Annotated in this window: 21 protein-coding genes and 1 pseudogene; 10 read left to right on the top strand and 12 right to left on the bottom strand. The window is 66.8% G+C overall.

What is annotated here, in order from left to right:
* Positions 1-99 precede the first annotated feature (99 nt).
* Complete coding sequence (locus CSW59_RS03800; protein ID WP_099442780.1) at positions 100-477, bottom strand: nuclear transport factor 2 family protein; 378 nt, start codon at positions 475-477, stop codon at positions 100-102.
* Positions 478-542: 65 nt separating this feature from the next.
* Here CSW59_RS03800 and CSW59_RS03795 point away from each other — a divergent pair, with 65 nt between their 5' ends.
* Entirely contained in the window at positions 543-1,076 is a 534-nt protein-coding gene (locus CSW59_RS03795) for a GNAT family N-acetyltransferase (protein WP_099442779.1), read from the top strand.
* Here the strand turns inward: CSW59_RS03795 and phaH are convergent.
* The 4 genes from phaH to CSW59_RS03775 all read right to left on the bottom strand — a co-directional run bounded on the left by phaH (position 1,073) and on the right by CSW59_RS03775 (position 5,014).
* Positions 1,073-1,837 (bottom strand): phasin PhaH, encoded by a 765-nt coding sequence (phaH, locus tag CSW59_RS03790; RefSeq protein WP_099442778.1) that lies wholly within the window; start codon positions 1,835-1,837, stop codon positions 1,073-1,075. The genes CSW59_RS03795 and phaH overlap by 4 nt on opposite strands.
* 84 nt (positions 1,838-1,921) lie before the next feature.
* A complete protein-coding gene (chrA, locus tag CSW59_RS03785; protein WP_099442777.1) occupies positions 1,922-3,199 on the bottom strand; it encodes a chromate efflux transporter in 1,278 nt (425 codons plus the stop codon).
* Between the two features lies 1 nt (position 3,200).
* Positions 3,201-4,022 (bottom strand): 23S rRNA (adenine(2030)-N(6))-methyltransferase RlmJ, encoded by an 822-nt coding sequence (rlmJ, locus tag CSW59_RS03780; protein ID WP_099442776.1) that lies wholly within the window; start codon positions 4,020-4,022, stop codon positions 3,201-3,203.
* An 8-nt stretch (positions 4,023-4,030) separates the two neighbouring features.
* A complete protein-coding gene (locus CSW59_RS03775; RefSeq protein WP_099442775.1) occupies positions 4,031-5,014 on the bottom strand; it encodes a YafY family protein in 984 nt (327 codons plus the stop codon).
* A gap of 85 nt (positions 5,015-5,099) precedes the next feature.
* Between CSW59_RS03775 and CSW59_RS03770 the strand changes: the two genes are divergently transcribed.
* Together CSW59_RS03770 and CSW59_RS03765 are read left to right on the top strand one after the other, a co-directional pair.
* On the top strand, positions 5,100-5,450 hold the full coding sequence (locus tag CSW59_RS03770) for a hypothetical protein (RefSeq protein ID WP_099442774.1): 351 nt from the start codon (positions 5,100-5,102) through the stop codon (positions 5,448-5,450).
* Positions 5,451-5,790: 340 nt separating this feature from the next.
* Positions 5,791-8,271 (top strand): TonB-dependent siderophore receptor, encoded by a 2,481-nt coding sequence (locus tag CSW59_RS03765; protein WP_236632150.1) that lies wholly within the window; start codon positions 5,791-5,793, stop codon positions 8,269-8,271.
* Between the two features lie 65 nt (positions 8,272-8,336).
* On the opposite strand, the gene CSW59_RS03760 is transcribed toward CSW59_RS03765, so the two are convergent.
* On the bottom strand, positions 8,337-8,882 hold the full coding sequence (locus CSW59_RS03760) for a GNAT family N-acetyltransferase (protein WP_099442772.1): 546 nt from the start codon (positions 8,880-8,882) through the stop codon (positions 8,337-8,339).
* 263 nt (positions 8,883-9,145) lie between these two features.
* Here CSW59_RS03760 and CSW59_RS03755 point away from each other — a divergent pair, with 263 nt between their 5' ends.
* From CSW59_RS03755 to CSW59_RS03740, 4 genes and pseudogenes are all read left to right on the top strand, one after another.
* The gene (locus tag CSW59_RS03755) at positions 9,146-10,750 is read left to right on the top strand and encodes a flavin monoamine oxidase family protein (protein ID WP_099442771.1); all 1,605 of its coding nucleotides are present in this window, start codon (positions 9,146-9,148) and stop codon (positions 10,748-10,750) included.
* A gap of 22 nt (positions 10,751-10,772) precedes the next feature.
* Positions 10,773-11,164 (top strand): annotated as a pseudogene (locus CSW59_RS03750) (cytochrome c).
* 28 nt (positions 11,165-11,192) lie between these two features.
* Positions 11,193-11,675: a RidA family protein gene (locus tag CSW59_RS03745; RefSeq protein ID WP_099442770.1), complete on the top strand. Its 483-nt coding sequence runs from the start codon at positions 11,193-11,195 to the stop codon at positions 11,673-11,675.
* Between the two features lie 228 nt (positions 11,676-11,903).
* On the top strand, positions 11,904-12,350 hold the full coding sequence (locus CSW59_RS03740) for a hypothetical protein (protein ID WP_143754943.1): 447 nt from the start codon (positions 11,904-11,906) through the stop codon (positions 12,348-12,350).
* Here CSW59_RS03740 and CSW59_RS03735 read toward each other — a convergent pair.
* The 6 genes from CSW59_RS03735 to CSW59_RS03710 all read right to left on the bottom strand — a co-directional run bounded on the left by CSW59_RS03735 (position 12,347) and on the right by CSW59_RS03710 (position 17,955).
* Positions 12,347-12,724: a Rieske (2Fe-2S) protein gene (locus tag CSW59_RS03735; RefSeq protein ID WP_099442768.1), complete on the bottom strand. Its 378-nt coding sequence runs from the start codon at positions 12,722-12,724 to the stop codon at positions 12,347-12,349. The two genes, CSW59_RS03740 and CSW59_RS03735, sit on opposite strands and share 4 nt — an antisense overlap.
* Positions 12,721-13,728 (bottom strand): fumarylacetoacetate hydrolase family protein, encoded by a 1,008-nt coding sequence (locus CSW59_RS03730; RefSeq protein WP_099442767.1) that lies wholly within the window; start codon positions 13,726-13,728, stop codon positions 12,721-12,723. Before CSW59_RS03730 ends, CSW59_RS03735 begins: the two co-directional genes overlap by 4 nt.
* Positions 13,729-13,754: 26 nt before the next feature.
* Positions 13,755-15,032, bottom strand: a complete 1,278-nt coding sequence (gene hmgA, locus CSW59_RS03725) for a homogentisate 1,2-dioxygenase (protein WP_099442797.1) — start codon at positions 15,030-15,032, stop codon at positions 13,755-13,757.
* A 101-nt stretch (positions 15,033-15,133) separates the two neighbouring features.
* Positions 15,134-16,207: a 4-hydroxyphenylpyruvate dioxygenase gene (gene hppD, locus CSW59_RS03720; protein WP_099442766.1), complete on the bottom strand. Its 1,074-nt coding sequence runs from the start codon at positions 16,205-16,207 to the stop codon at positions 15,134-15,136.
* A 23-nt stretch (positions 16,208-16,230) separates the two neighbouring features.
* Positions 16,231-17,352, bottom strand: a complete 1,122-nt coding sequence (gene hisC / locus CSW59_RS03715; protein ID WP_099442765.1) for a histidinol-phosphate transaminase — start codon at positions 17,350-17,352, stop codon at positions 16,231-16,233.
* Between the two features lie 132 nt (positions 17,353-17,484).
* Positions 17,485-17,955 carry an Lrp/AsnC family transcriptional regulator gene (locus CSW59_RS03710; RefSeq protein ID WP_201722708.1) on the bottom strand — a complete coding sequence of 157 codons (471 nt, stop codon included), beginning with the start codon at positions 17,953-17,955 and terminating at the stop codon, positions 17,485-17,487.
* Positions 17,956-18,147: 192 nt separating this feature from the next.
* Here CSW59_RS03710 and CSW59_RS03705 point away from each other — a divergent pair, with 192 nt between their 5' ends.
* The 3 genes from CSW59_RS03705 (at position 18,148) to CSW59_RS03695 (ending at position 20,430) form a co-directional block, all read left to right on the top strand.
* The gene (locus tag CSW59_RS03705; RefSeq protein ID WP_369825740.1) at positions 18,148-18,990 is read left to right on the top strand and encodes an SPFH domain-containing protein; all 843 of its coding nucleotides are present in this window, start codon (positions 18,148-18,150) and stop codon (positions 18,988-18,990) included.
* A gap of 89 nt (positions 18,991-19,079) precedes the next feature.
* On the top strand, positions 19,080-19,370 hold the full coding sequence (locus CSW59_RS03700; RefSeq protein ID WP_099442796.1) for a DUF1905 domain-containing protein: 291 nt from the start codon (positions 19,080-19,082) through the stop codon (positions 19,368-19,370).
* A gap of 130 nt (positions 19,371-19,500) precedes the next feature.
* Positions 19,501-20,430, top strand: a complete 930-nt coding sequence (locus tag CSW59_RS03695) for a CPBP family intramembrane glutamic endopeptidase (RefSeq protein ID WP_099442795.1) — start codon at positions 19,501-19,503, stop codon at positions 20,428-20,430.
* The last annotated feature ends 8 nt before the right edge of the window (positions 20,431-20,438 follow it).

Raw genomic sequence — 20,438 nt, 5'->3', positions numbered from 1 at the left:
TTTCCTCCCAGGAACCTATTTGGAGGACGAAGGCGTAAGGCCGCCGCCCATCGGCGCGAAATTAATTCCGAGTCATGTGGCCGCGTCCAGCCTTACTGATCACGCCAGCGTCACGAACAGCTCGTTCTCGATCACCCACTGGCCGGTGACCTTCTTCCACGTGGCGAGATAGGTCCCAGACTGCTCTGGCGCGTCCTTCCAGGCGCCGACCCAGCGACCCCGCTCGGCGGCGCGCGTCCCTTCGGCGTTCAGCGCGATGTCCTCGGTGGTGCGGACATAGGCCACAAAGCCCCTCTCGGCGAACTGCCCCGCGAACGCCGCCAGCACATCCTCGGCGCCCAACAGCAGGGAGCCGTCGCCGGCGATCAGCGTGACGCGCGGATCGAAGAAGGGCCTGAGGCGCGCGGCGTCCTTGGCGGCGATCAACTTGTTGGTCAGCTTGCGGCGGGCGGCGATGGCGTCGACGGGCGAGGTCATGGGGTCTTTCCTGAGAGGCTCGTCCGTGTAGCTTGCGGCGTATCCCTTCCGCAAACCTCGCGCCGATGCCTGCTCCGACCCTGACCACCGCGCGTCTCGCCCTGTCGCCGCCAACCTTGGGCGATTTCGAGGATAGCCGCGCCATGTGGGCCGATCCGATGGTGACCCGCCACGTCGGGGGCCGCCCGTTCACCGAGGAAGAGAGCTGGACGCGCTTGATGCGGGCCCGGGGCCTCTGGGAGGTGCTTGGCTACGGCTATTGGGCCGTGCGCGAGACCGCGACGGGGCGCTATGTCGGCGAGGTCGGCTTTGCGGACCTGCGGCGCGAACTGGAGCCCAGCCTCTACGACTTGCCCGAGATGGGCTGGGTGCTGGCGGCTTGGTCGCATGGGCAAGGCTTCGGAACCGAAGCGGTCCGCGCGGGCCTGACCTGGATCGACCAGGCCCTCGCGCCCGCAGTGGTCCCTTGCATCATCAACGTCGAGAACGCGGCCTCGATCACCCTGGCGACCAAGGTTGGTTTCCGAACAAAGACCCAAGCCACCTACAAAGGGTCGCCGATCCTGCTGATGGAACGGCGACGTCCAGGCGCGGCTTAAGCCGTGGCGGGTTGAGCCTCGGCGCTTGCCGCGAAACGCTTGGCCTGGGCGACCCATGCGTCGCGTTCGGCGCGCCCCTTCAGGCCCAGCTTCAGGTCGACCTCGGCCAGCTCCTCAGGCGTCCAGGCAGCGATCTGGCTGAAGGTGGTGACGCCCTGCTCGGCCAGCGAGGCGGCAAGCTTGGGGCCAACCCCCACCAAGCGCGTGAGGTCGTCGCCGAGCACGCTGATGACTTCGGCGACTTCGACGGCCGGCTCGACCGGAGAGTCCTCGACAAGCGCGGTCTCGACGGGAGCTGTTTCAAACGACGTCGCTTCGACCGGCGTCGTCTCGGCCAAGGTCTCGGACAAGGTCTCGGTCAGCGCCTCGACCGTCTCGGTCGTCGCGTCCTGCGCCGCCTCGGCCACGACTAGCGTGGCTTCGGCCAAGGTTTCTGTCGTCTCCTCGACAGCGTCGATCACGGCCTCGGTCGTCTCGACGGCGAGGGCGACGACCTCGACGATAGGCTCGGGCGTGGTTTCCAGGACTTCCTGGGCCTGCGCGGCTGGAGCGACGGGCTCTGGGGCCAAGGCCAACACGGCCTCGAGGTTCACCGCCTCACGCCACCGCGAAGCCCACCACCAGTAGGTGGCGCCAGCGACAGCCGCGCCGCCGAACATCATCCAAAGAGGAGAGGCCGCGCCCATCGCGAAGCGAGGGGCGGGTCCCGGTTCGATCTTGTCGGCGTCAAATGCTGGGAAGAAGGAGGACGAGGAAACCATGGGGCGCTCCCGGCTACCGCGATTTTGTGCGTCGCAGCATAACACGGAATTTCCTTTCGCAAGCGCGAAAATGATAACGTCACATCAACTAAGTCCGACCGCCTTCAGCAGCACGCCCGCGACGATCATGGCCGCGATCATCGCCAGCATCGGCAGCCGGCTGGCCAGCATCAGGGCCAGCGCCGTCAGCCCAAGCGCGGCGTAGTCGAGGCTTCCCAGATCCGGCAACATGACCCGCACGGGACCAGCCTCCAGCGTCTGGCCCGACCGGAACAGCAGGTGGATGGCGAACCAGAGCGCTAGCTGCCCGATCACCCCGACCGCTGCGGCCGAGATCAAGGCGAGCGCGCGGGCCGGACGCGGTCGCCGCCCCCAGCGCTCGAACAGTGGTCCGCCGGCGAAAATCCACAGGAACGAGGGCGCGAAGGTGGTCCAGGCCGCCATCAGCCCGCCCAGCACGGCCAAGGCCCAGGCCCACTCCGGCGCGGCCGTCTGGAAGGCGCCGACGAAGCCGACGAAGACGAAGACCAGGATCAGCGGGCCGGGCGTCGTCTCGGCCAAGCCCAGACCGTCCAGCATCTGGGTCGTCGTCAGCCAGCCGAACGCCGAAGCCGCCTGGCCCAGATAGGCGAGCGCCGCATAGGCCCCGCCGAAGCTGATCGCCGCCAGGCCGCCGAACGCCAAGCCCATCCAGGCCAGGGTCGAGCCGGGGGCCAACAGCCAGGCCAGGCCGATCGGCGCCAACCACAGAGCCAGGCATGTCAACGCCGTGCGCCCTTGCCCTTTCGCGGGCGTCGCAGCTTCCGCGACCGGCGCCCCGCCCTGCCTCGCCGTCAGCCAACCCAGCACGCCCGCGCCCAGCACCACCAGCGGGAACGGCACGGTCGTGAAGGCTAGCAGCGCGAAGGCCGCGCCGCAGACAAAGGCCGACAGCCGATCCTTCACCGCGCGCTTGCCGATCTTCAACAGGGCCTGCAGGACCAGCGCCACCACCGCCGCCTTCAAGCCCAGCAACACCGGCGCGGCCCAGTCCGATCGACCGTAGGCGATATAGAGCGCCGACAACCCCAGCATCACCAGCAAGCCCGGCAGCACGAACAGCAAACCGGCCGCGACGCCGCCTCGGATCCCGTGCAGGCGCCAGCCCAGCCAGGTCGCCAGCTGCTGGGCCTCCGGGCCAGGCAGCAGCATGCAGAAGCTCAAGGCACGGGCGAACTCGTCCTCGTCGATCCAGTCACGGCTCTCGACCACCTCCTTATGAAGAAGAGCGATCTGGCCGGCCGGACCGCCGAAACCCAGCACGCCGATCTTCAGCCAGACCGGCAGGGTCTCACCGAAACGGGGCGCGGCCTTGAGCTTCAAGTCAGGTCCGCCAGACGCGCGAGCGGCCGCCGGGCTCGCCCAGCCGCGCGGCGATCCATTCACCGGCCTCCGTGGCCGCCGCCTCCACGCTGGCGGGGGCGCCGACCATAATCATCGCGCTGCCGTTCATCTTCATGGGGTCCGTCAGGGGCCGCAGGCGGAGTTCGGCGACTAGCAGGTCTTTGGTGACGGTTTCCATCGCGCGCAGGAACGCGTCGAAGGTCTCGAGGTCCTTGATCGGCAGCCAGATGGCCAAGGCCGCGTCGGGCGCGCGGGCGAGGACCGCGCGGGTGGTCTGGGCGATCCGCGCATAGTCGTCCGGTCGCTCGAACGGCGGGTCGATGAGCACGAAGGCTCGCCCGCCCCTCCCCGCCTGGGCGGCGGCGGTGGCGTAGCCGTCAGCCTCAAGCGCCTTAGCGTTGGCGTAGGGCGCCAGCGTCTTGCTCAGCAGGAGCGCGTCATCCGGCCGAAGCTCGCAGCCGGCGTAGCGGTCGCTCGTGCGAAGCGCGCGGGCGATCAGTAGCGGCGAGCCGGGATAGAGGTCGCCAGCCTGGCCGCTGTTGATCTTGAGTACGGCCGCGAGCAACGGCGCGAACACCGCCGGCGCGTCGCTCGCCGCCTTCAGACGGAAGAGCCCCGCCTGCGCCTCGCCCGACCGTCGCGACATCTCGCCGGACAGATCATAGGCTCCCGCGCCCGCGTGGGTGTCGATCGCCGCCAGCGCCTGGCTTTCCCGCTGCAAGGCCGAAAGCATGGCCAGCAGGATCACGTGCTTTTGCAGGTCGGCGAAGTTTCCGGCGTGGAAGGCATGGCGGTAATTCATCTCGCTCCCTACCACGCCCCGTGCGCGCGGCCAGCCTCGCGCAGTTCCTGGACCATCATGTCCTTCAGCGCCTGAGGCGACACGATCTCGATGTCGCCGCCCCAGGTGAAGAGGTGCCAGGACAGCTCGCGCATGCCGCCCGCGCGGAAGGTGACCTGCACCGAGCCATCCGCCTCCTGTGTCACCTGCTGAGTCGCATGGAAGCGCCAGCGTAGGGCGTCCTCGGCGCGGCCCTTGTTGATCCGCAGGACCACGTCCTGGATCTCGTCGTGATAGATGCCGAAGCTCTCATCGGCGAAGGCCTGCAGCGAGAAGTCCTCCGGCGGCGAGGCCGGCTTATCGAGCACCTTCAGGTCGCTCATCCGGTCCAGGCGCCAGGAGCGCGGCCTGCCGCCCTTGCCCTCCAGCGCCACCAGATAGTTGCTGCGCCCGAACAGGACGCCCAGCGGCGTCACCTCGCGCGTGCGGCCCGGCGTGCTGCCGCCCTCGTAGCGGAATGACAGGGCCTGGAGACCCTTGACCGCGTTGCGGATGGCCGACAGCACGCCTGCGTCCTCGAACGGCCGGGGCCCCGCGTGGACCGCGATGGTCTCGGCCTGGACCAGGGCCTCGACGTCGGGGGCGACGCGCCGCCGCGCCGAACCGCGTAGTGCGGCCAGCAGCTTGGCCTCGAGCGCATACAGCGAGGCCGCGCGCGCCTCGGCGCCAGAGGCCTTGTAGCCGTCGGCCGCGCCGCGCAGGGCCGCCAACTCCTCGGCGGTCGGCGTCTGGAATACGCCATCCAGCCCGGACGGAATGCGGAAGCGCTTGGTCGGCGGATCGTCGATCGCCTCCATCTGGGGAAAGGCGGCCCAGACCGCGTCGCGCATCCGCTCGGCGGTGCGGCGCCCAACGTCCAGGGCCTCAGCCATCTCGTCGAGGGTCAGTCCCTCGGCGGAGCCGGCCAGCATCCGCGCTAGGTCCAGAAGACGGGTGGCTTTCTCGTGTCGCATGGCGGGAGCTTATACGACCGCTTCTGTCGCAGTGCGCGCACATTCTTCAAACGTCGAGAGTGGAGACCCCTCCAAGGAGCCCTTGATGTCGCGCTTCGCCTGTTCCCCCTGGGCCGTCGCCCCCGTCAACGCCGCCATGATCTCGGCCGTGCTCGACTACGCCGATATCTATCGCGACCTGGGCGGCGGCCGCATCCTGCGCCGGATCAGCCACGAGCGCGCCGCCAAGGCTGACATCTTCCTGCTGCTGGGCCGCGACGCTGAGCGTGTCACCGACATCGGCCTCGTCTGGGACGACCGCGAAGACCAGATCGTGCGGATCACCGACGACGCCGACCTGCGCGATTCCCGCCTCACGGCGTGGGAAGAGGCCTTCGACCTGTTCGAGACCGAAGAGACCGATGAGATGGCCGAGCCGATGCGCCTTTGCGCGTGAGCGAGGGGCGCTGGACACGCTCCGCGTGATTTCCGACCACGAACGAAAACGCCGTTCTGCCTAAAATCCGAGATCGACCGCCGCGCAAAATGGCGCCCATGAGGCGCCAGAGCGGTTCTCGCTCTTTCCAGCCACCCCCGCATTGCCGAACGCCGAAACTTCTCCCCCCAATGAATAGATCGGCCAGTTGCCGATGATTTTCAGTGCCCGCGTCAAAAAAATATAATCGTCGGGAGAAAAACGCCATGGAGAAGGGAATCTTAGCGCGTCAATAAACAGAATGAGGGGGTAGTTTATGAATCGGCGTTTTAAACCCGCATTGTTGGCGGGTATTTCTGCCTTGTCGGTTACTATTGGATACTCTTCTAACGCATTTGCCGCGGATGCGGCCGCCACGCCGCCCGACCAGGCTGAGGTCGACACCATCATCGTCACCGGCACGCGCCAAACCGGCCTGCGTGTCATCGACAGCCCAGCCCCCGTCCAAGTCGTCGACACCGCCACCCTTGAGCGCACGGGTCAGGTTGACCTGCGCCTGGGCCTTGCAAACCTGGTGCCGTCGTTCAACGCCCAGGCCTTTGGCGGCGACACCGCCAACCTGACCCTTTCGGCCCGCTTGCGCGGCCTTTCACCCAACCAGGCCCTGGTGTTGGTCAACGGCAAGCGCCGTCACACCACCGGCAACCTCGCGGTCCTGTCGGGCGTCTATCAAGGCGCCGCCGCCGCCGACCTCGGCTTCATCCCGATGGCCAGCATCGGTCGCATCGAAGTGCTGACCGACGGCGCCGCCGCCCAATACGGCACCGACGCCATCGCCGGCGTCGTCAACATCATCCTCAAGAAGAACGCCTCCGGCGGCTCGATCTTCGCCACCGGCGGCGAATACATCGACGGCGGCGGCAAGACTGCCGGCGGCTCGGTCAACATCGGCATGGCGCCGACCGAGAACAGCTATTTAAACCTGACGGTCGAGGCCAAGTACCACGGCTTCTCGAACCGCGGCCTGGCCGACCAGCGCGTGGCCAACCCCGCCAGCCCCAGCTACTCGGCCGCCCACAACGCCATCGAGAGCAAGATCCCGGGCTATCCGAACCTGAACCTGATTTCGGGCGACGCCGAGTATCGGATGCAGAACGTAGCCTTCAACGCCGGCGTGGAGCTGCCCGCCGAGTTCGAGCTCTACTCGTTCGGCACCTATGGGCACAAGGACGCCTCGGCCTACGAGAACTACCGCCGCTACAATCGCGTCCAGGGCAAGCAGGGCGCGGCCGACCGCCCCTTCCCGCTGGGCTTTAGCCCTCGCGAGCGCATCATCGAGGACGACTACGGCCTGACCCTTGGCCTGTCTGGCAAGGTCGCCGGCTGGGACGTCGACTTGGCGTCGACCTATGGCAAGGATGACATCGAGGTCCGCGTCGAGGACTCGGCCAACGCCAGCCTCTACGCCGACACCTCGACCCTGACGGCCAAGGGCTTCACCCCCACCTCGTTCCACGCCGGCAGCTGGCGCACCACCCAATGGACCAACAACCTGGATGTCCGCCAGGGCTTCGACGTTGGCCTGGCCGCCCCGCTGGACGTGGCCTTCGGCTACGAGCAGCGTCGCGACACCTACCGCATCGGCGCCGGCGACGCGGCCTCGACCTACAAGGAAGGCTCGCAGTCGTATCCGGGCTTCTCCAAGACCGACGCCGGCGGTCACTCGCGGACCAGCTGGGCGGTCTATACCGACCTCGCCACCAGCCCGGTCGCCGAGTGGAAGATCAACGGCGCGCTGCGCTATGAGAAGTTCAGCGACTTTGGCGACACCACCGTCGCCAAGCTGACCAGCCGCTACGACTTCAACGACCTGATCGCCGTCCGCGGCACGGTGTCGACTGGCTTCCGCGCCCCGACCTTGGCGGAGTCCTACTACTCGGCTACCAACGTCTCGCCGACCAGCGCCTTTGTACAGCTGGCGCCGAACTCCAATGCCGCGCGCCTTCTGGGCATCGAAAAGCTGAAGCCCGAGAAGTCGACCAACTACAGCCTGGGCATCGTGGCGCACCCGATCCCGAAGCTGACGGCGACGATCGACGCCTATCAGATCCAGTTGAAAGACCGGATCTTCGGCTCCAGCTCGGTCTACGGCATGCGTAACGGCGTGATCGTCAACCCGAACGTCAACGCCGCCATCGCCGCCAACGGCAACGTGCTCGACAGCACCGTCACCAGCACGGGCATCAACATCTTCTCGAACGGTCTGGACACCCGCACCCGTGGCCTGGACGTCGTGGTCTCCTACCCGACCGACCTGGGCGACTACGGCCGGATCGACTGGACCCTCAGCGGCAACATCAACAAGACCAAGATCACCAAGGTCAAGGCCGCTCCGGCCGCTCTGGGCGTGACCAGCACCACCTTCCCGAGCGGTCAGGTCCTGTTCGCCGGCAACGCCGCCTCGCTGCTCGAGAAGGCCGCGCCGAAGTACAAGATCGGCCTGAACGGCCTCTACACGTTCCGAAAGGTCACTCTGAGCGTGACCGAGACCTTCTACGGCAAGGCCTCGGCCCTGTCCGATCCGGGCACCGGTCCGCTGCAGACCACCGTGGCCAGCGCCACGGCGATCACCGACGCGGAACTCTCCTACAAGTTCCCCAAGGGCGTCGTCGCCGCGATCGGGGCCAACAACCTGTTCAACAAGTATCCGGACAAGTTCTCGGCCGCGTTCCAGGCCGCCTGCGTCGCGTCCGGCGGCGGCTGCGTCACCCAGTATCCCTCGTTCTCGCCCTACGGCATCAACGGCGGCTACTACTATGGCCGACTGAGCTTCTCGTTCTAAAACTCAAGGCTCAGGCGAAAAGCGAAGGGGCGGACCGAAAGGTCCGCCCCTTTTCTGTTTAGCGACTACAGCGCCTTGCCCATCCGGATCAGCGGCACGCGGTAGCCGCTGGAGGTCTCGGCCTCGAACGGTTCAATGTCGACATAGCCGCAGGCGCGATAGAGCGGCACGCCGCCCATGGTCGCGGCCATCTCGGCGCGCGTGAAACCTTCCGCGCGCGCCGCCACCTCGCAGGCGTCGAGGATCAATCGGCCCACGCCTTTGCGGGTATGATCGGGATGCGTGTACATCGCCCGCACCCGCGCCGCGTCCTTGGCGGGGTCCAGCAGCGCCGCGTCCCGACCAGCCGAGTGGTCACCGCCGAACAGGGTCGCGCGCCGGCTCCAACCGCCGCAGCCGGCGATCGCCCCTCCGTCCTCCACGACGAAGTAGGTGCCGTCCGCGATCAGCTGAGTGTCCAGCCCCATCACCTCATAGGACGCCGTCACCCCCTCGGGCGGCAGGAAGGCGGGCAGCAGATCGCCGATCGCCCGGTTCATCAGGGCCGAAAGGACAGGCATATCCTCGGGCTTGGCCAGACGCAGGCGAAGGGGGATGGCGGAAGCGGTCATGGCATATCCATCGGGCGGCGAGAGCGGGTGGAAAAACAGGGATTCGGTGAGTCCTCGACGATCTTTCCACCCCGCCCACCGATCGCTCAACCGCCGTCGTAGGCGCCCAATGGTCAGGCGTCCTATCGGTCAGTCCGCGTCTCGACTGAAAACGGATTGCGCGCGGCGGAGCTGAATTTCGAGATAGCCCCGTTCCGGCCAACGCGGCTGGACGAAGCCGGGCGCGGGGTCACCGTCCGGCCAACGAAAAAGGGCGGGGTGTAATGAGCGGTTTGGATTCTGTAACGGCGGGTGGCGTACTCACCCGGCGTCGTTTCTTCGAAAGCTTAGCCGCGGTCGGCGGCATGTCGCTGGTGCTGTCGGGCATGGAAGCCCTGGGCTTCTCTCAGGCCTCGGCGACCGAACTACCGCCCGAGCTGACCGGCGGCGCCAAGAACACCAAGGTTATCGTCCTGGGCGCGGGCCTGGCGGGCATGACCGCCGCCTACGAGCTCAGCAAGGCCGGCTACCAGGTCCAGATCATCGAGGCTCGCGACTTCGCCGGCGGTCGCTGCCAGACCGCGCGTAAGGGCTTCAAGCACACCGATCTTCTGGGCAACACCCAAGTCTGCGACTTCGACGACGGGCACTACATCAATCACGGCGCCTGGCGCATCCCGTATCACCACCGCTCGACGCTGCACTACACGAAGAAATTCGGCGTGCTTCTGGAGAGCTTCGTCAACGACAACGACGCCTCCTACGTCTACTTCGAAAAGGGCAAGGGCCCGCTGAACGGCAAGCCCGTCCGCAAGGGCGAGATCGCCGCAGACGTTCGTGGCTATACCGCCGAGCTGGTGGCCAAGGCCGCCAGCCAAGGCCAGCTGGACGCCCCGCTTTCGGGCGTTGATCGCGAACGCTTCATCGCCTACCTCATCAACGAAGGCCGGCTGTCGAAATCGGACCTGAGCTACAAGGGCACCGAGGGCCGAGGCTTCTCGGTCCATCCGGGCGCGGGCGTCGATCCGGGTCCTGGCAAGGAACTGCCGCCGTTCGCCTTCAAGGACGTCCTAGACAGCAACGCCTGGCGCGTTCTCAGCTCGGTGACGGGCTACGAGCAGCAACGCACGATGCTGCAGCCGATCGGCGGCATGGACCAGATCGCCAAGGCGTTCGAAAAGCAGGTCGGACCGATGATCCGCTACTCGACCCTGGTCGAGAAGATCAAGCAGTCGCCCACCGGCGTCACGGTCTCGGTCAAGGGCCCAGACGGCAAGACAAGCCAGATCACGGCCGACTACTGCGTCTGCACCATCCCGCTGAGCGTCCTCAAGCAGATCGACCTGGACGCCTCCGCCCCGTTCAAGGCGGCGATGGAGGGCGTGGCCTACGCGCCGGTCAACAAGATCGGCCTGCAGATGAAGAGCCGCTTCTGGGAAGACAAGCACCAGATCTATGGCGGGCACATCTATACCGACCTGGCGGGGATCGGCTCGATCTCCCTGCCCTCGTACGGCTGGCAAGGTCAAAAGGGCGTGCTGCTGGGCTACTACGCCTTTGGCGGCGAAGCCGCGCGCATCAGCGCCAAGAGCCCCGCCGACCGCGCAGCCTTCGCTGTGGCGGGCGGGCAGAAGGTCTTCCCGGAATACGCCGAGAACTTCGAGAACGCCTTCTCCTTCAGCTGGCACCTGGCCGAGCACAATCTGGGCGGCTGGGCTGAATGGGGCGAGACCGGCCGCAAGGAGGCTTATCCCGTACTGTGCGAGCCGGACGGCCGCCTCTATCTAGCCGGCGAGCACCTCAGCTACCTTGGCGGCTGGCAGGCCGGCGCCATCGAGTCGGCCTGGCAGCAGATCGCCAAGATCCACGCCCGCGTCCAGCAAGTCTAAGCTCCCTGTTCCGAGGATACGCATGACGTTCGCCTACCGTATCGCCGCCCTGACGCTCGCCGCGGGCCTCGCCGCCCCGGCCATCGCGTCTGCGGACGGCAAGTCGCTGTACATGGACAACTGCTCGGCCTGCCATCAGGTGTCGGGTAAGGGGGTCAAAGGCGCCTTCCCCCACTGGCCGGGTCGCCCCTGGTCCAGGGGCCGCCCAAGGTGGTTATCACCACCGTACTGAACGGCCGCGCGGGCATGCCCGCGTTCAAGGACGACATCAACGACGCCGACCTCGCGGCGATCCTGACCTATGCCCGCACGACCTGGGGCAACAAGGGCGCGGCGATCAAGCCCACTGAAGTCGCCGCCGCCCGCGCCGCAGCCAGGGCCGAAGCCAAGGCCCGTGGCCTACAAGCCCACTGATCCTCAACATTCATCCAGGGAAGAAACCATGAAACGCCTTATCGCTCTCGCTACGGCCGCCTGCGCTCTCGCCGGCGCCGCTCACGCCCAGGAAATCGTCCGCGGCGGCGATCCCAAGTCGCCGATCGCCAGCGTCGTCACCGTGCCGGCCGGCTTTGACACCATCTACGTCTCGGGCATGACCCCACCCGTGATCGACGACAAGGCTGTCGGCGTCGCGCGCTTCGGCGACACCAAGACCCAGACGCTTGGCGTGCTGGGCCGTATCGAGGCCGCCCTGAAGACCCAAGGCGCCACCATGGCCGACGTCGTGATGATGCGCGTCCTGCTGGTCGGCGACCCCGCCAAAGGCGGCAAGATGGACTTCGCCGGCATGATGGAGGGCTACAAGACCTACTTCGGCACGGCCGAACAGCCCAACAAGCCGTCGCGCATCACCAGCCAGATCTCCGGCCTCGTCGCCGACGGCATGCTGGTCGAGATCGAGGTCCAGGCGGCCAAGAAGAAATAGTCGCAACCCGCCGCCCGCCGACAACGCGGGCGGCGGATTTCACCGTTACGCGAAAGAATTTTCCTGACAACGTTGTCGGGTTCATTTCAACCGGCTATATGGAATTCAGCCCTTTCGGGCGTTTCCTCCCAATGACTCGGCCGCCTCCGCCTCCTGCGAGGCGGCCGTTCTTTTTTGTGTAGCGAGCGCGGCCCTTGGCTGGCGCCGCCAGACGCCTATCATGCGACCATGATCGCCCTGGCCGCCCTCGCGCTCTTGTCATCCGCCTCGCCGCCGCTTCCCGCCGCCGCGCGCGCCCATGTCCGGGATGTTCTGCGGATCGAGACCTTTAAGAGCGCGCAAGCGGACCTGAACGGCGACAGGAAGCCCGAGATTTTCATCTACGCCACCGGACGCGAGACCTGCGGCAGCGGCGGCTGCAATCTCTATGTCCTCTCCCCAACGAGGGCGGGCTATCAGGTCGTGCTGCGCGCCAGCGTGGCCCAACTGCCGATCCGACGTCTGGAGAGCGCGACGCGGGGCTGGCGCGATATCGGCGTCTTCGTCGCGGGTGGCGGCGCCAAACCGCATGAGGCCCGCCTGCGGTTCGACGGCAAGCGCTATCCGGGCAATCCCTCGATGGCGCCGGAGTCCGGAAATCCGCCTGGTGAGATCCTGATCAGCGATACGCCCTAGGCGGTGTAGAGACGCCCCTCCCGGACGAAGACCGGCCAGGGCGAAAGCCTGGCGCCGACGCAAGGCCCGCCGACGCACGCGCCCTCCTCCACCGTGAACACCGCGCCGTGCCACGAGCAGGCGATTAGGCCGCCATCCGGCGTCAGGTAGTGGTCCAGCTGCTGGGCCAGCGGCAGGCCGGCGTGCGGGCAGCGATCGACATAGCCGAACACCGCCTCGCCCTTGCGCACCACGAAGCCGTGGAAGCGCGCCTCACCGATCTGCAGGACATAGTTACGCGCGCCGCCGTCGGCGATCAGGTCCAGCGGGCCGAGATTGACCCCAGCTGGCGTCGACCAGACACGGCCAACGGCGGCGGCGCCCTCGTCCGTCAAATCCGCTCGACCGTCTGCTCGATGGCCCCGAAGATCGAGTGGCCCTTGGCGTCCTTCATCTCGATCCGGATCGTGTCGCCGCCCAGCAAGAACGGCGTCTTGGGCGCGCCGTGCACAAGGGTCTCGACGGTGCGGACCTCGGCCAGGCACGAATAGCCCAGGCCGCCGTCGCTGATCGGCTTGCCGGGGCCGCCATCGGCGTCGCGGTTGCTGACAGTGCCCGAGCCGACGATCGTGCCGGCGCACAGCGGGCGCGTCTTGGCCGCGTGAGCGACCAGGGTCCCGAAGTCGAAGGTCATGTCGACGCCGGCGTCGGCGCGGCCGAACGCCTTGCCGTCCAGCTCGACCAGCAGGGCGCCGTGCAGCTTGCCGTCCTTCCAGGCCTCGCCTAGGGCGTCGGGCGACACTGCAACCGGCGAGAAGGCGCTCGCCGGCTTGGACTGCACGAAGCCGAAGCCCTTGGCCAGTTCGCCCGGAATCAGATTGCGCAGGGAGACGTCGTTGCACAGCATCACAAGGCGGATGGCGGCCAGGGCCTCCTCGCGCGTGGCGCCCAGCGGCACGTCATCGACGATGACCGCCACCTCGCCCTCCAGGTCGCAGCCCCAGCTGGCGTCGGCCAGCGGGATCGGATCGCGGGGCGCCAGGAAGCCATCCGACGCGCCCTGGTACATCAGCGGATCGGTCCAGAAGCTCTCAGGCATCTCGGCGCCGCGCGCTTTGCGCACCAGCTGCACGTGGTTCACATAGGCCGAGCCGTCGACCCACTGGTAGGCGCGGGGCAAGGGGCTGGCGGCATTGTGCTCGTGGAAGCGCTCGCGCGGCACGGCGCCGTGCTCAAGGCTCTCGGCCAGGCCGCGCAGTAAGGGCTCGCAGTGCCACCAGTTGTCCAGCGCGGCCTGCAGGGTCGGCGCGACCGTTCCAGCGTCGGTGAACCAGGCCAGGTCGTTGGAGACCACCACCAGCCGGCCGTCGCGGCCGCCCTTGAGAGACGCAAGCTTCATCGGCGCTTCCTCGTTGTTCGTTCTTGTTAAGGTAGACGCGCTTTGGGAAAGCCCGCCCAGCACGCGTCATAGTCGGCCTGAAGCGCCGAAGTCTCCAGCGCGAACTTCGTCGGCCGGATCACCCAACGGCTCTCGAACATGAAGGCCAGGGTTCCGTCGATCTTGTGCGGCGCCAGCTCGGCTTCCGTGGCCTTGCGGTGGCTGGCGACGTCGGGGCCGTGGTCGCTCATGCCGTTGTGCAAGGACGCGCCGCCGGGGACGAACCCGCCTTCCTTGGCGTCGTAAGCGCCATGCACCAGCCCCATGAACTCGCTCATCACGTTGCGGTGGAACCAGGGCGGGCGGAACGTGTGCTCGGCCACCATCCAGCGCGGCGGGAAGATCACGAAGTCGCAGTTGGCGACGCCCGGCGTGTCGCTGGGCGAGGTCAGGACCGTGAAGATCGACGGATCGGGATGGTCGAAGCTGACCGTGTTGATCGTGTTGAACCGCGACAGGTCATAGCGGTACGGCGCGAGATTGCCGTGCCAGGCGACCACATCTAGCGGGCTGTGATCCCATTCGGCGGCCCACAGCGCGCCCTGGAACTTCTGGATCACCTGCGTCGGCGCGTCGATGTCCTCGAAGGCCGCAACCGGCGTTTCGAAGTCGCGCGGATTGGCGAGGCCATTGGCGCCGATGGGCCCGAGCTCGGGCAGGCGGAAGGCCGCGCCGTAGTTCTCGCAGACATAGCCGCGCGACGGCCCCTCGACCTCGACCCGGAACCGCACGCCGCGTGGGATCACCGCGATATGGCCCGGCCCGACGGTCAGCACGCCGAACTCGGTGACGAGCGTCAGCACGCCCATCTGCGGCACGATCAAGAGCTCGCCGTCAGCGTCGTAGAACACCCGGTTCTGCATCGAGGCGTTGGCCAGATAGACGTGGACGCCGACGCCCGACAGCGTCGCCGCGTCGGCGTTGCCGGCCAAGGTGACGAGACCGTCGACGAAGTCCGTCGGCGCGGCCGGGATGTCCAGCGGGCTCCAGCGCAACCGGTTGGGCGTCACCGGCCTGCCAAAGGCTGAGACCAGCTTGTCCTGCGCATAGGGCGCGTATGGCCCATGACCCGCGCTGGGCCGCAGGCGATAGAGCCAGCTGCGGCGGTTCTCATGGCGCGGCGCGGTGAAGGCCGTGCCCGACAGCTGCTCGGCATAGAGGCCGAACGGAACCTTCTGCGGCGAGTTCTGCCCGACCGGCAATGCGCCGGGATGGGCTTCGGTCTCGAAGTAGGAGCCGAAGCCGGTTTGGTAGCGGAGGTCCATCTGCGTTTCCGTGCCCTTGTTCAGCACTTATTCCCTCGTCATCCCGGACGCCCTGAAAGGGCGATCCGGGATGACGACGAAGGGTATTTTTCGAGGCGGTTCTACGCCTCGACCGTGATCACCCCGCGGCGGATCTGGTCCAGCTCGATGCTCTCGAACAGGGCCTGGAAGTTACCGTTGCCGAAGCCTTCGTTGCCCTTGCGCTGGATGATCTCGAAGAAGATCGGGCCAAACAGGTTCTCGGTGAAGATCTGCAGCAGCAAGCCTTCCTCGCCGACGGCGCCGTCGATCAGGATGCGGTTCTTGCGCAGGCGCTCCAGGTCCTCGCCGTGGCCGGGCACGCGCTTGTCGACCAGCTCGTAATAGGTCTCGATCGTGTCCTGCAGCTTGACGCCTCGGGCGCGCAGCTTCTCGACAGTGTCGTAGATATTGTCAGTGGTCAGGGCCAGGTGCTGGATGCCCTCGCCATTGTACTGGCGGATGAACTCCTCGATCTGGCTCTTGTCGTCCTGGCTTTCGTTCAGCGGGATGCGGATGGCCTTGTCGGGCGCGATCATCGCCTGGCTGAAGAGGCCCGTCGCCTGGCCCTTGATGTCGAAGTACTTCTGCTCCTCGAAGCCGAAGACCTGATGATAGAAGGTCGACCAGGTGCGCATCTGGCCGCGCTTCACGTTGTGGGTAAGGTGGTCCAGCAGGTCGAGGCCGACATTGTTCTTGGCCTCGGCCAGAGCCGCGCCCGGAACCTGCTCCCAGCTGTCATAGATCGTGCCGGCGTCGCCGTAGCGGTCGACGAGGTAGAGTAAAGACCCGCCGATGCCCTCCAGCACCTTGGCGCCTTCGCCCAGCAGCGAGCGCGAAGCGTCAGCCGGCCTGGCCCCGCGCTGGATCGCGTCGGCATAGGCGCGCTCGACGTTCTCCACCCGGAAGGCCATGCCGTTGGCCGACGGACCGTGCTCAGCGCGGAAGTCGGCGACCTGGCCGGCCGGCTCCTCGTTGACGATCAGGTTGATGCGGCCCTGCTTGTAGCGGGTCGCGGCCTTGGTCGGGTGCTTGCTGGCGGCGACGAAGCCCAGCTGCTCGATCAGGGCCTTCATGGCGGCCGGATCAGGGCTGGTGAACTCGACGAACTCGAAGCCGTCGAGGCCCAGGGGGTTCTGGTCGGTGACGAGGGTCATGGGCGGCTCTCTCCCTAAAGCTCTTATGTCGCCAGCGCGGCCGGCAAGGCGGCGATCATGGCGTCGTTGTCGGCCGGTCGGCCGATGGTGATCCGGACCCAGCCGCCGGCCACCGGCGTCGGGCGGATGATGAGCCCCTCCTGCAACAAACGCGCGGCGGTCACGTCGGGACCAGCCGGGGCATGCAGGAAGACGAAGTTGGCCTCGCTGCGCGTGTGCTCGACGCCCAGGTCGTCCAGCGCCGCCTCGATCCGGCCGCGCTCGGCGATGGTCAGGGCGACGGTGCGGGCCAGATGCTTAGGATCGTTCCAGGCGGCCAGGGCGGCGGCCTGGCTGACGGCGGTGACGTTGAAGGCCGGCCGCAGACGGTCGAGATAGCCGACCAGCTCAGCCGACGAGGCGATACCGTAGCCCACCCGCATGCCGGCCAGGCCATAGGCCTTGGAGAAGGTGCGGGCCGACACCCACGGACCGCCCCAGGCGTCCAGCAGGGCGAACGTGTCGAACGCCTCATGGTACTCGCGATAGGCCTCATCGACAAAAACGAGGGTCGAGCGCGGCGTCACCGACAGGATCTCCTCGATGTCCGAGGCGGTCAGGGCGTTGCCCGTCGGGTTGTTGGGCGTGCACAGGACCAAGAGCTTGGGCCCCTGCGCCGCGGCCGCCTTGAAGGCCGGCACGTCGAGGTCGAAGTTCGCCAGGCGCGGCACGTCGACGATCCTGGCCTCGGCGCAGCGGGCGAAGATGTCGTAGGCCGGGAAGGTCGGGCTGGAATACAGGATGGCGTCGCCAGGATGCAGCACCGCGCGGAACAGGTAGTCGATCAGGGCCTCAGAGCCCGGCGAGACCACGATCCGCGAGGCGTCGACGCCCAGACGGCCGCCGATCGCGGCGCGCAGCGTCTCGCAATAGGGGTCAGGATAGAGCTCGGGCTCGGCGATGGCGGCGGCGACGGCGGCGGCGACCTTGGGGCTAGCGCCCAGCAGGTTCTCGTTGCTGGCCAGTTTGGAGAATTGCGACCGCCCGGTGCGACGCCCGGCCTCGGCCAGTGTCATACCGGAGCGATAGGCTTGAACGCCATCCAGCGCCGGTCGCATCGGAGAGGCGAGCGCCTGGCTGACGGGCTTGCGATCCAGAACCAACATGCGGCCGCTCCAAAAGACGAGGAAGCGGCAGCTTATCGCGAGACCGAAGTCAGAACGTGGCAATCATGACCCAATTAAACTCGATTCAGGTCACATCATGCCAATTGAAGCGATTGATCCTCATCAAAGTGATCAGTCCAGATAATCCAGCGGCAGGGCCGTGGAATCCTTCAGCGTGTCGAGCACGAACGAGGAGCGGATGTCCTTCACCGCCGGCATCTTCAGCAGCCGCTTCATGGTGAAGTCGGCATAGGCGTCGAGGTTGGGGACGGCGACTTTCAGCAGGTAGTCATAGCCGCCGGTCATCACATAGCAGCCGACCACCTCTGGCTCGCGCAAAACCGCCTGCTTGAACGCCTCGGCCGCCTCCTCGCTGTGGCGGTCCACCTGCACTTCGACATAGGCCAGCACGTCCAGCTTGGCCTTGCGGCGATCCAGCAAGGCGACATAGCCGCTGATCAGGCCCGAGGCCTCCAGCTGCTTGACCCGGCGCAGGCAGGGGCTGGGCGACAGCCCCACCCGCTCGGCCAGGTCGACGTTCGAGATCTTGCCGTCCTGCTGCAGGATCTGAAGGATCTTCCGATCGGCGCGTGTAAGCTTCATCGTGACCGCTTTCCCGCCAGAATTGGCATAAAGTGACCAAGTAGCCGATTTCGTTGATCCTGAGGAGAGACGCCTTGCGCGCAGCCTCGCTTGCAGCTCTACCATTGGGGGCAAGATTTCACGCGAGGATGCCGCATGCCCGACAGCCCTTTCGCCTTTCCGCCCAGCAAGCCGTCCAAGCCCTCGCTTCCGATGGGGGGGCGGCAAGTCATGATCTGGACGGCGGTCGCGCTGCTGCTGCTCCTAGGCTCGTGCGCCGTCGTCACCCAGAGCTCGACGGTCGAGCCGGGGAATGTCGGCGTGAAGATCCGCACCCTGGGCGCGTCGGCCGGCGTCGACCCTGACCCCCTGCCCGCCCGCTGGTACCTGCGCGGGATCGGCGAGCGGATCATCCAGTACCCGGTGATCCAGCGCACCTACGGCTACACCCGCGAAGCCGATGAGCGCGGCAACGAGAACGAGGAGATCACCTTCTCGGACAACACCGGCCTGCCGATGACGGCCGACATCTCGGTGACCTTGCAGGTCAATCCGGCCTCGGCCCCGAGCCTGTACCAGACCTATCGTCTGTCCTTCGACCAGCTGCTGGACGGCCCAATCCGCAATGACGTCCGCTCGGCCGTCGCCGCCGAGGCCGAGAAGGTCGGGGTCGAGACGCTCTACAGCGGCGGCCGTCAGATGGTGATCCAGAAGGCCTACGCCCGCGTCTCCAGCAAGTGGGCCCGCCATGGGGTCAATATCAGCCAGCTCGACTGGATCGGCTCGATCCGCTACCCGCAGGCGATCATCCAGCAGATGCAGGCCAAGACCCAGCTGGAGCAGGAGGCCCTGGCCGCCAAGGCGCTCGAAGCCAAGGAAACCGCGCTGGCCAACGCCGCCGTCGCCAAGGCGCGCGGCGAGGCCGAGGCCATCCGCATCAAGGGCGAGGCGCTGCGCGCCAACCCGCAGGTCCTCCAGCAACTGGCCATCGAAAAGTGGAATGGCGAGCTACCGAAGGTCACCGGCGGTTCGACCCCGTTCGTGAAGATCGACTAGAGATCGGCCCTAGGCGCGGCGCGGACGGGTTGCTGACACGCGGCGGCCCGTCCGGCGCCTATCTTCCGGCCCAAACGACGGAAGCGCCGATGCGATACGAGTTTGAAGCCGAGATCTGGCGATCCAGCGGCGCAGGCGGGTGGTTCTTTCTCACCCTGCCCCTCGACGTGGCCCAAGGTCTGCGCACCTTGAGCGGACCGAAGGCGGGCTTCGGCTCGATCCGCGTCCGCGCGAGCCTCAACAATACGGACTGGAACACCTCGGTTTTCCCCGACGCCCGGTCGGGCAGCTTCCTGTTGCCGGTGAAGGTCGAGGTCCGCCGCCGCGCCAAGGTCACCGCCGGTGACCAAGTCCGCATCTGCCTTGAACTGGCCATGTGAGAGGCCGCTCGGCAAACCAGATGACCTGGCTTTAATGAGAAATATTTAAGTACCGCCCAGAGCCATTATGGCCAATAGAAAGCTCAGGAAGCGCCTCATTACCGGCGCTTGGTATATCACCGGGGCGAACTTGAAACACGTTGAACTCTACGGGCCAAGAGAGCCCGAGCATCGTCGTACATGGACCGCGGCGGCCATCCCTCTCATTCTTATGTTCTTCATCCTGGGCCAGCTGATCACGATCTTCGGCGTGCTGAAGCCGATGGGCTTCCACCAGGTCGATCTTGAGACCCAGTGGCTGCCCCACGTCATTCAGTTACTCGGCTTCGGCATAACGGCGGCGCTGCTGCTCGTCTGGGTCCGGCTGTTCGAGCGTCGGCCGCCGTCGGTTCTGGGCCTGAACGGCCAGGGCCTGGTTCGCTACGCCCGAGGCTTGGCGGTCGGTATGGGTTTTCTGTGCGGCGTGATCGCGCTGATCTGGCTGACGGGCGGCTACCGCATCGAAGGGCATGGTGTCTGGGCCGCGCCTTCGCCCCTGCTGTTCCTGCCGATCCTGGCCCTATTCGGAGCCTTCATGATCCAAGGCGCAACGGAAGAGCTGCTGATGCGAGGCTGGCTGATGCAGCTGGTGGCGTCCCGCCATGGGCTCGTCGCCGGCATCGTCGTCAACGCCGTGCTGTTCGCGCTGATGCATGGCGGCAATATCGAGCCATCCAAGGAGCTGGTGCTGGCCCTGGCCAATCTGGTGCTGTTCGCCGTGATGATCAGCCTCTACGCGATCAAGGAAGGCTCGCTGTGGGGCGTATGCGCCTGGCACACCGCCTGGAACTGGCTGCTGGGCGTGGGCTTTGGCCTTGAGGTCAGCGGCGGACGTATTCCGGTCCAAAGCCTGGTCATCGACCTGGCCCCCAACGCTGGAGCGCCCTGGTGGCTGACGGGCGGCGCCTTTGGCCCCGAGGCCAGCGTCGCGACGACGGTCGTGCTGCTGGCGGGCTGCGTCTATTTCGGCGCCACGGGCGCGCTCCAAGGCGCCAAGGCCCGGGCGGCGGCCTTCGCCTGAGGAGCACC

This window comes from Caulobacter sp. BP25 (genome assembly GCF_002737755.1).
Taxonomy (GTDB): domain Bacteria; phylum Pseudomonadota; class Alphaproteobacteria; order Caulobacterales; family Caulobacteraceae; genus Caulobacter.
This window is presented reverse-complemented; position numbering and strand designations above follow the sequence as displayed.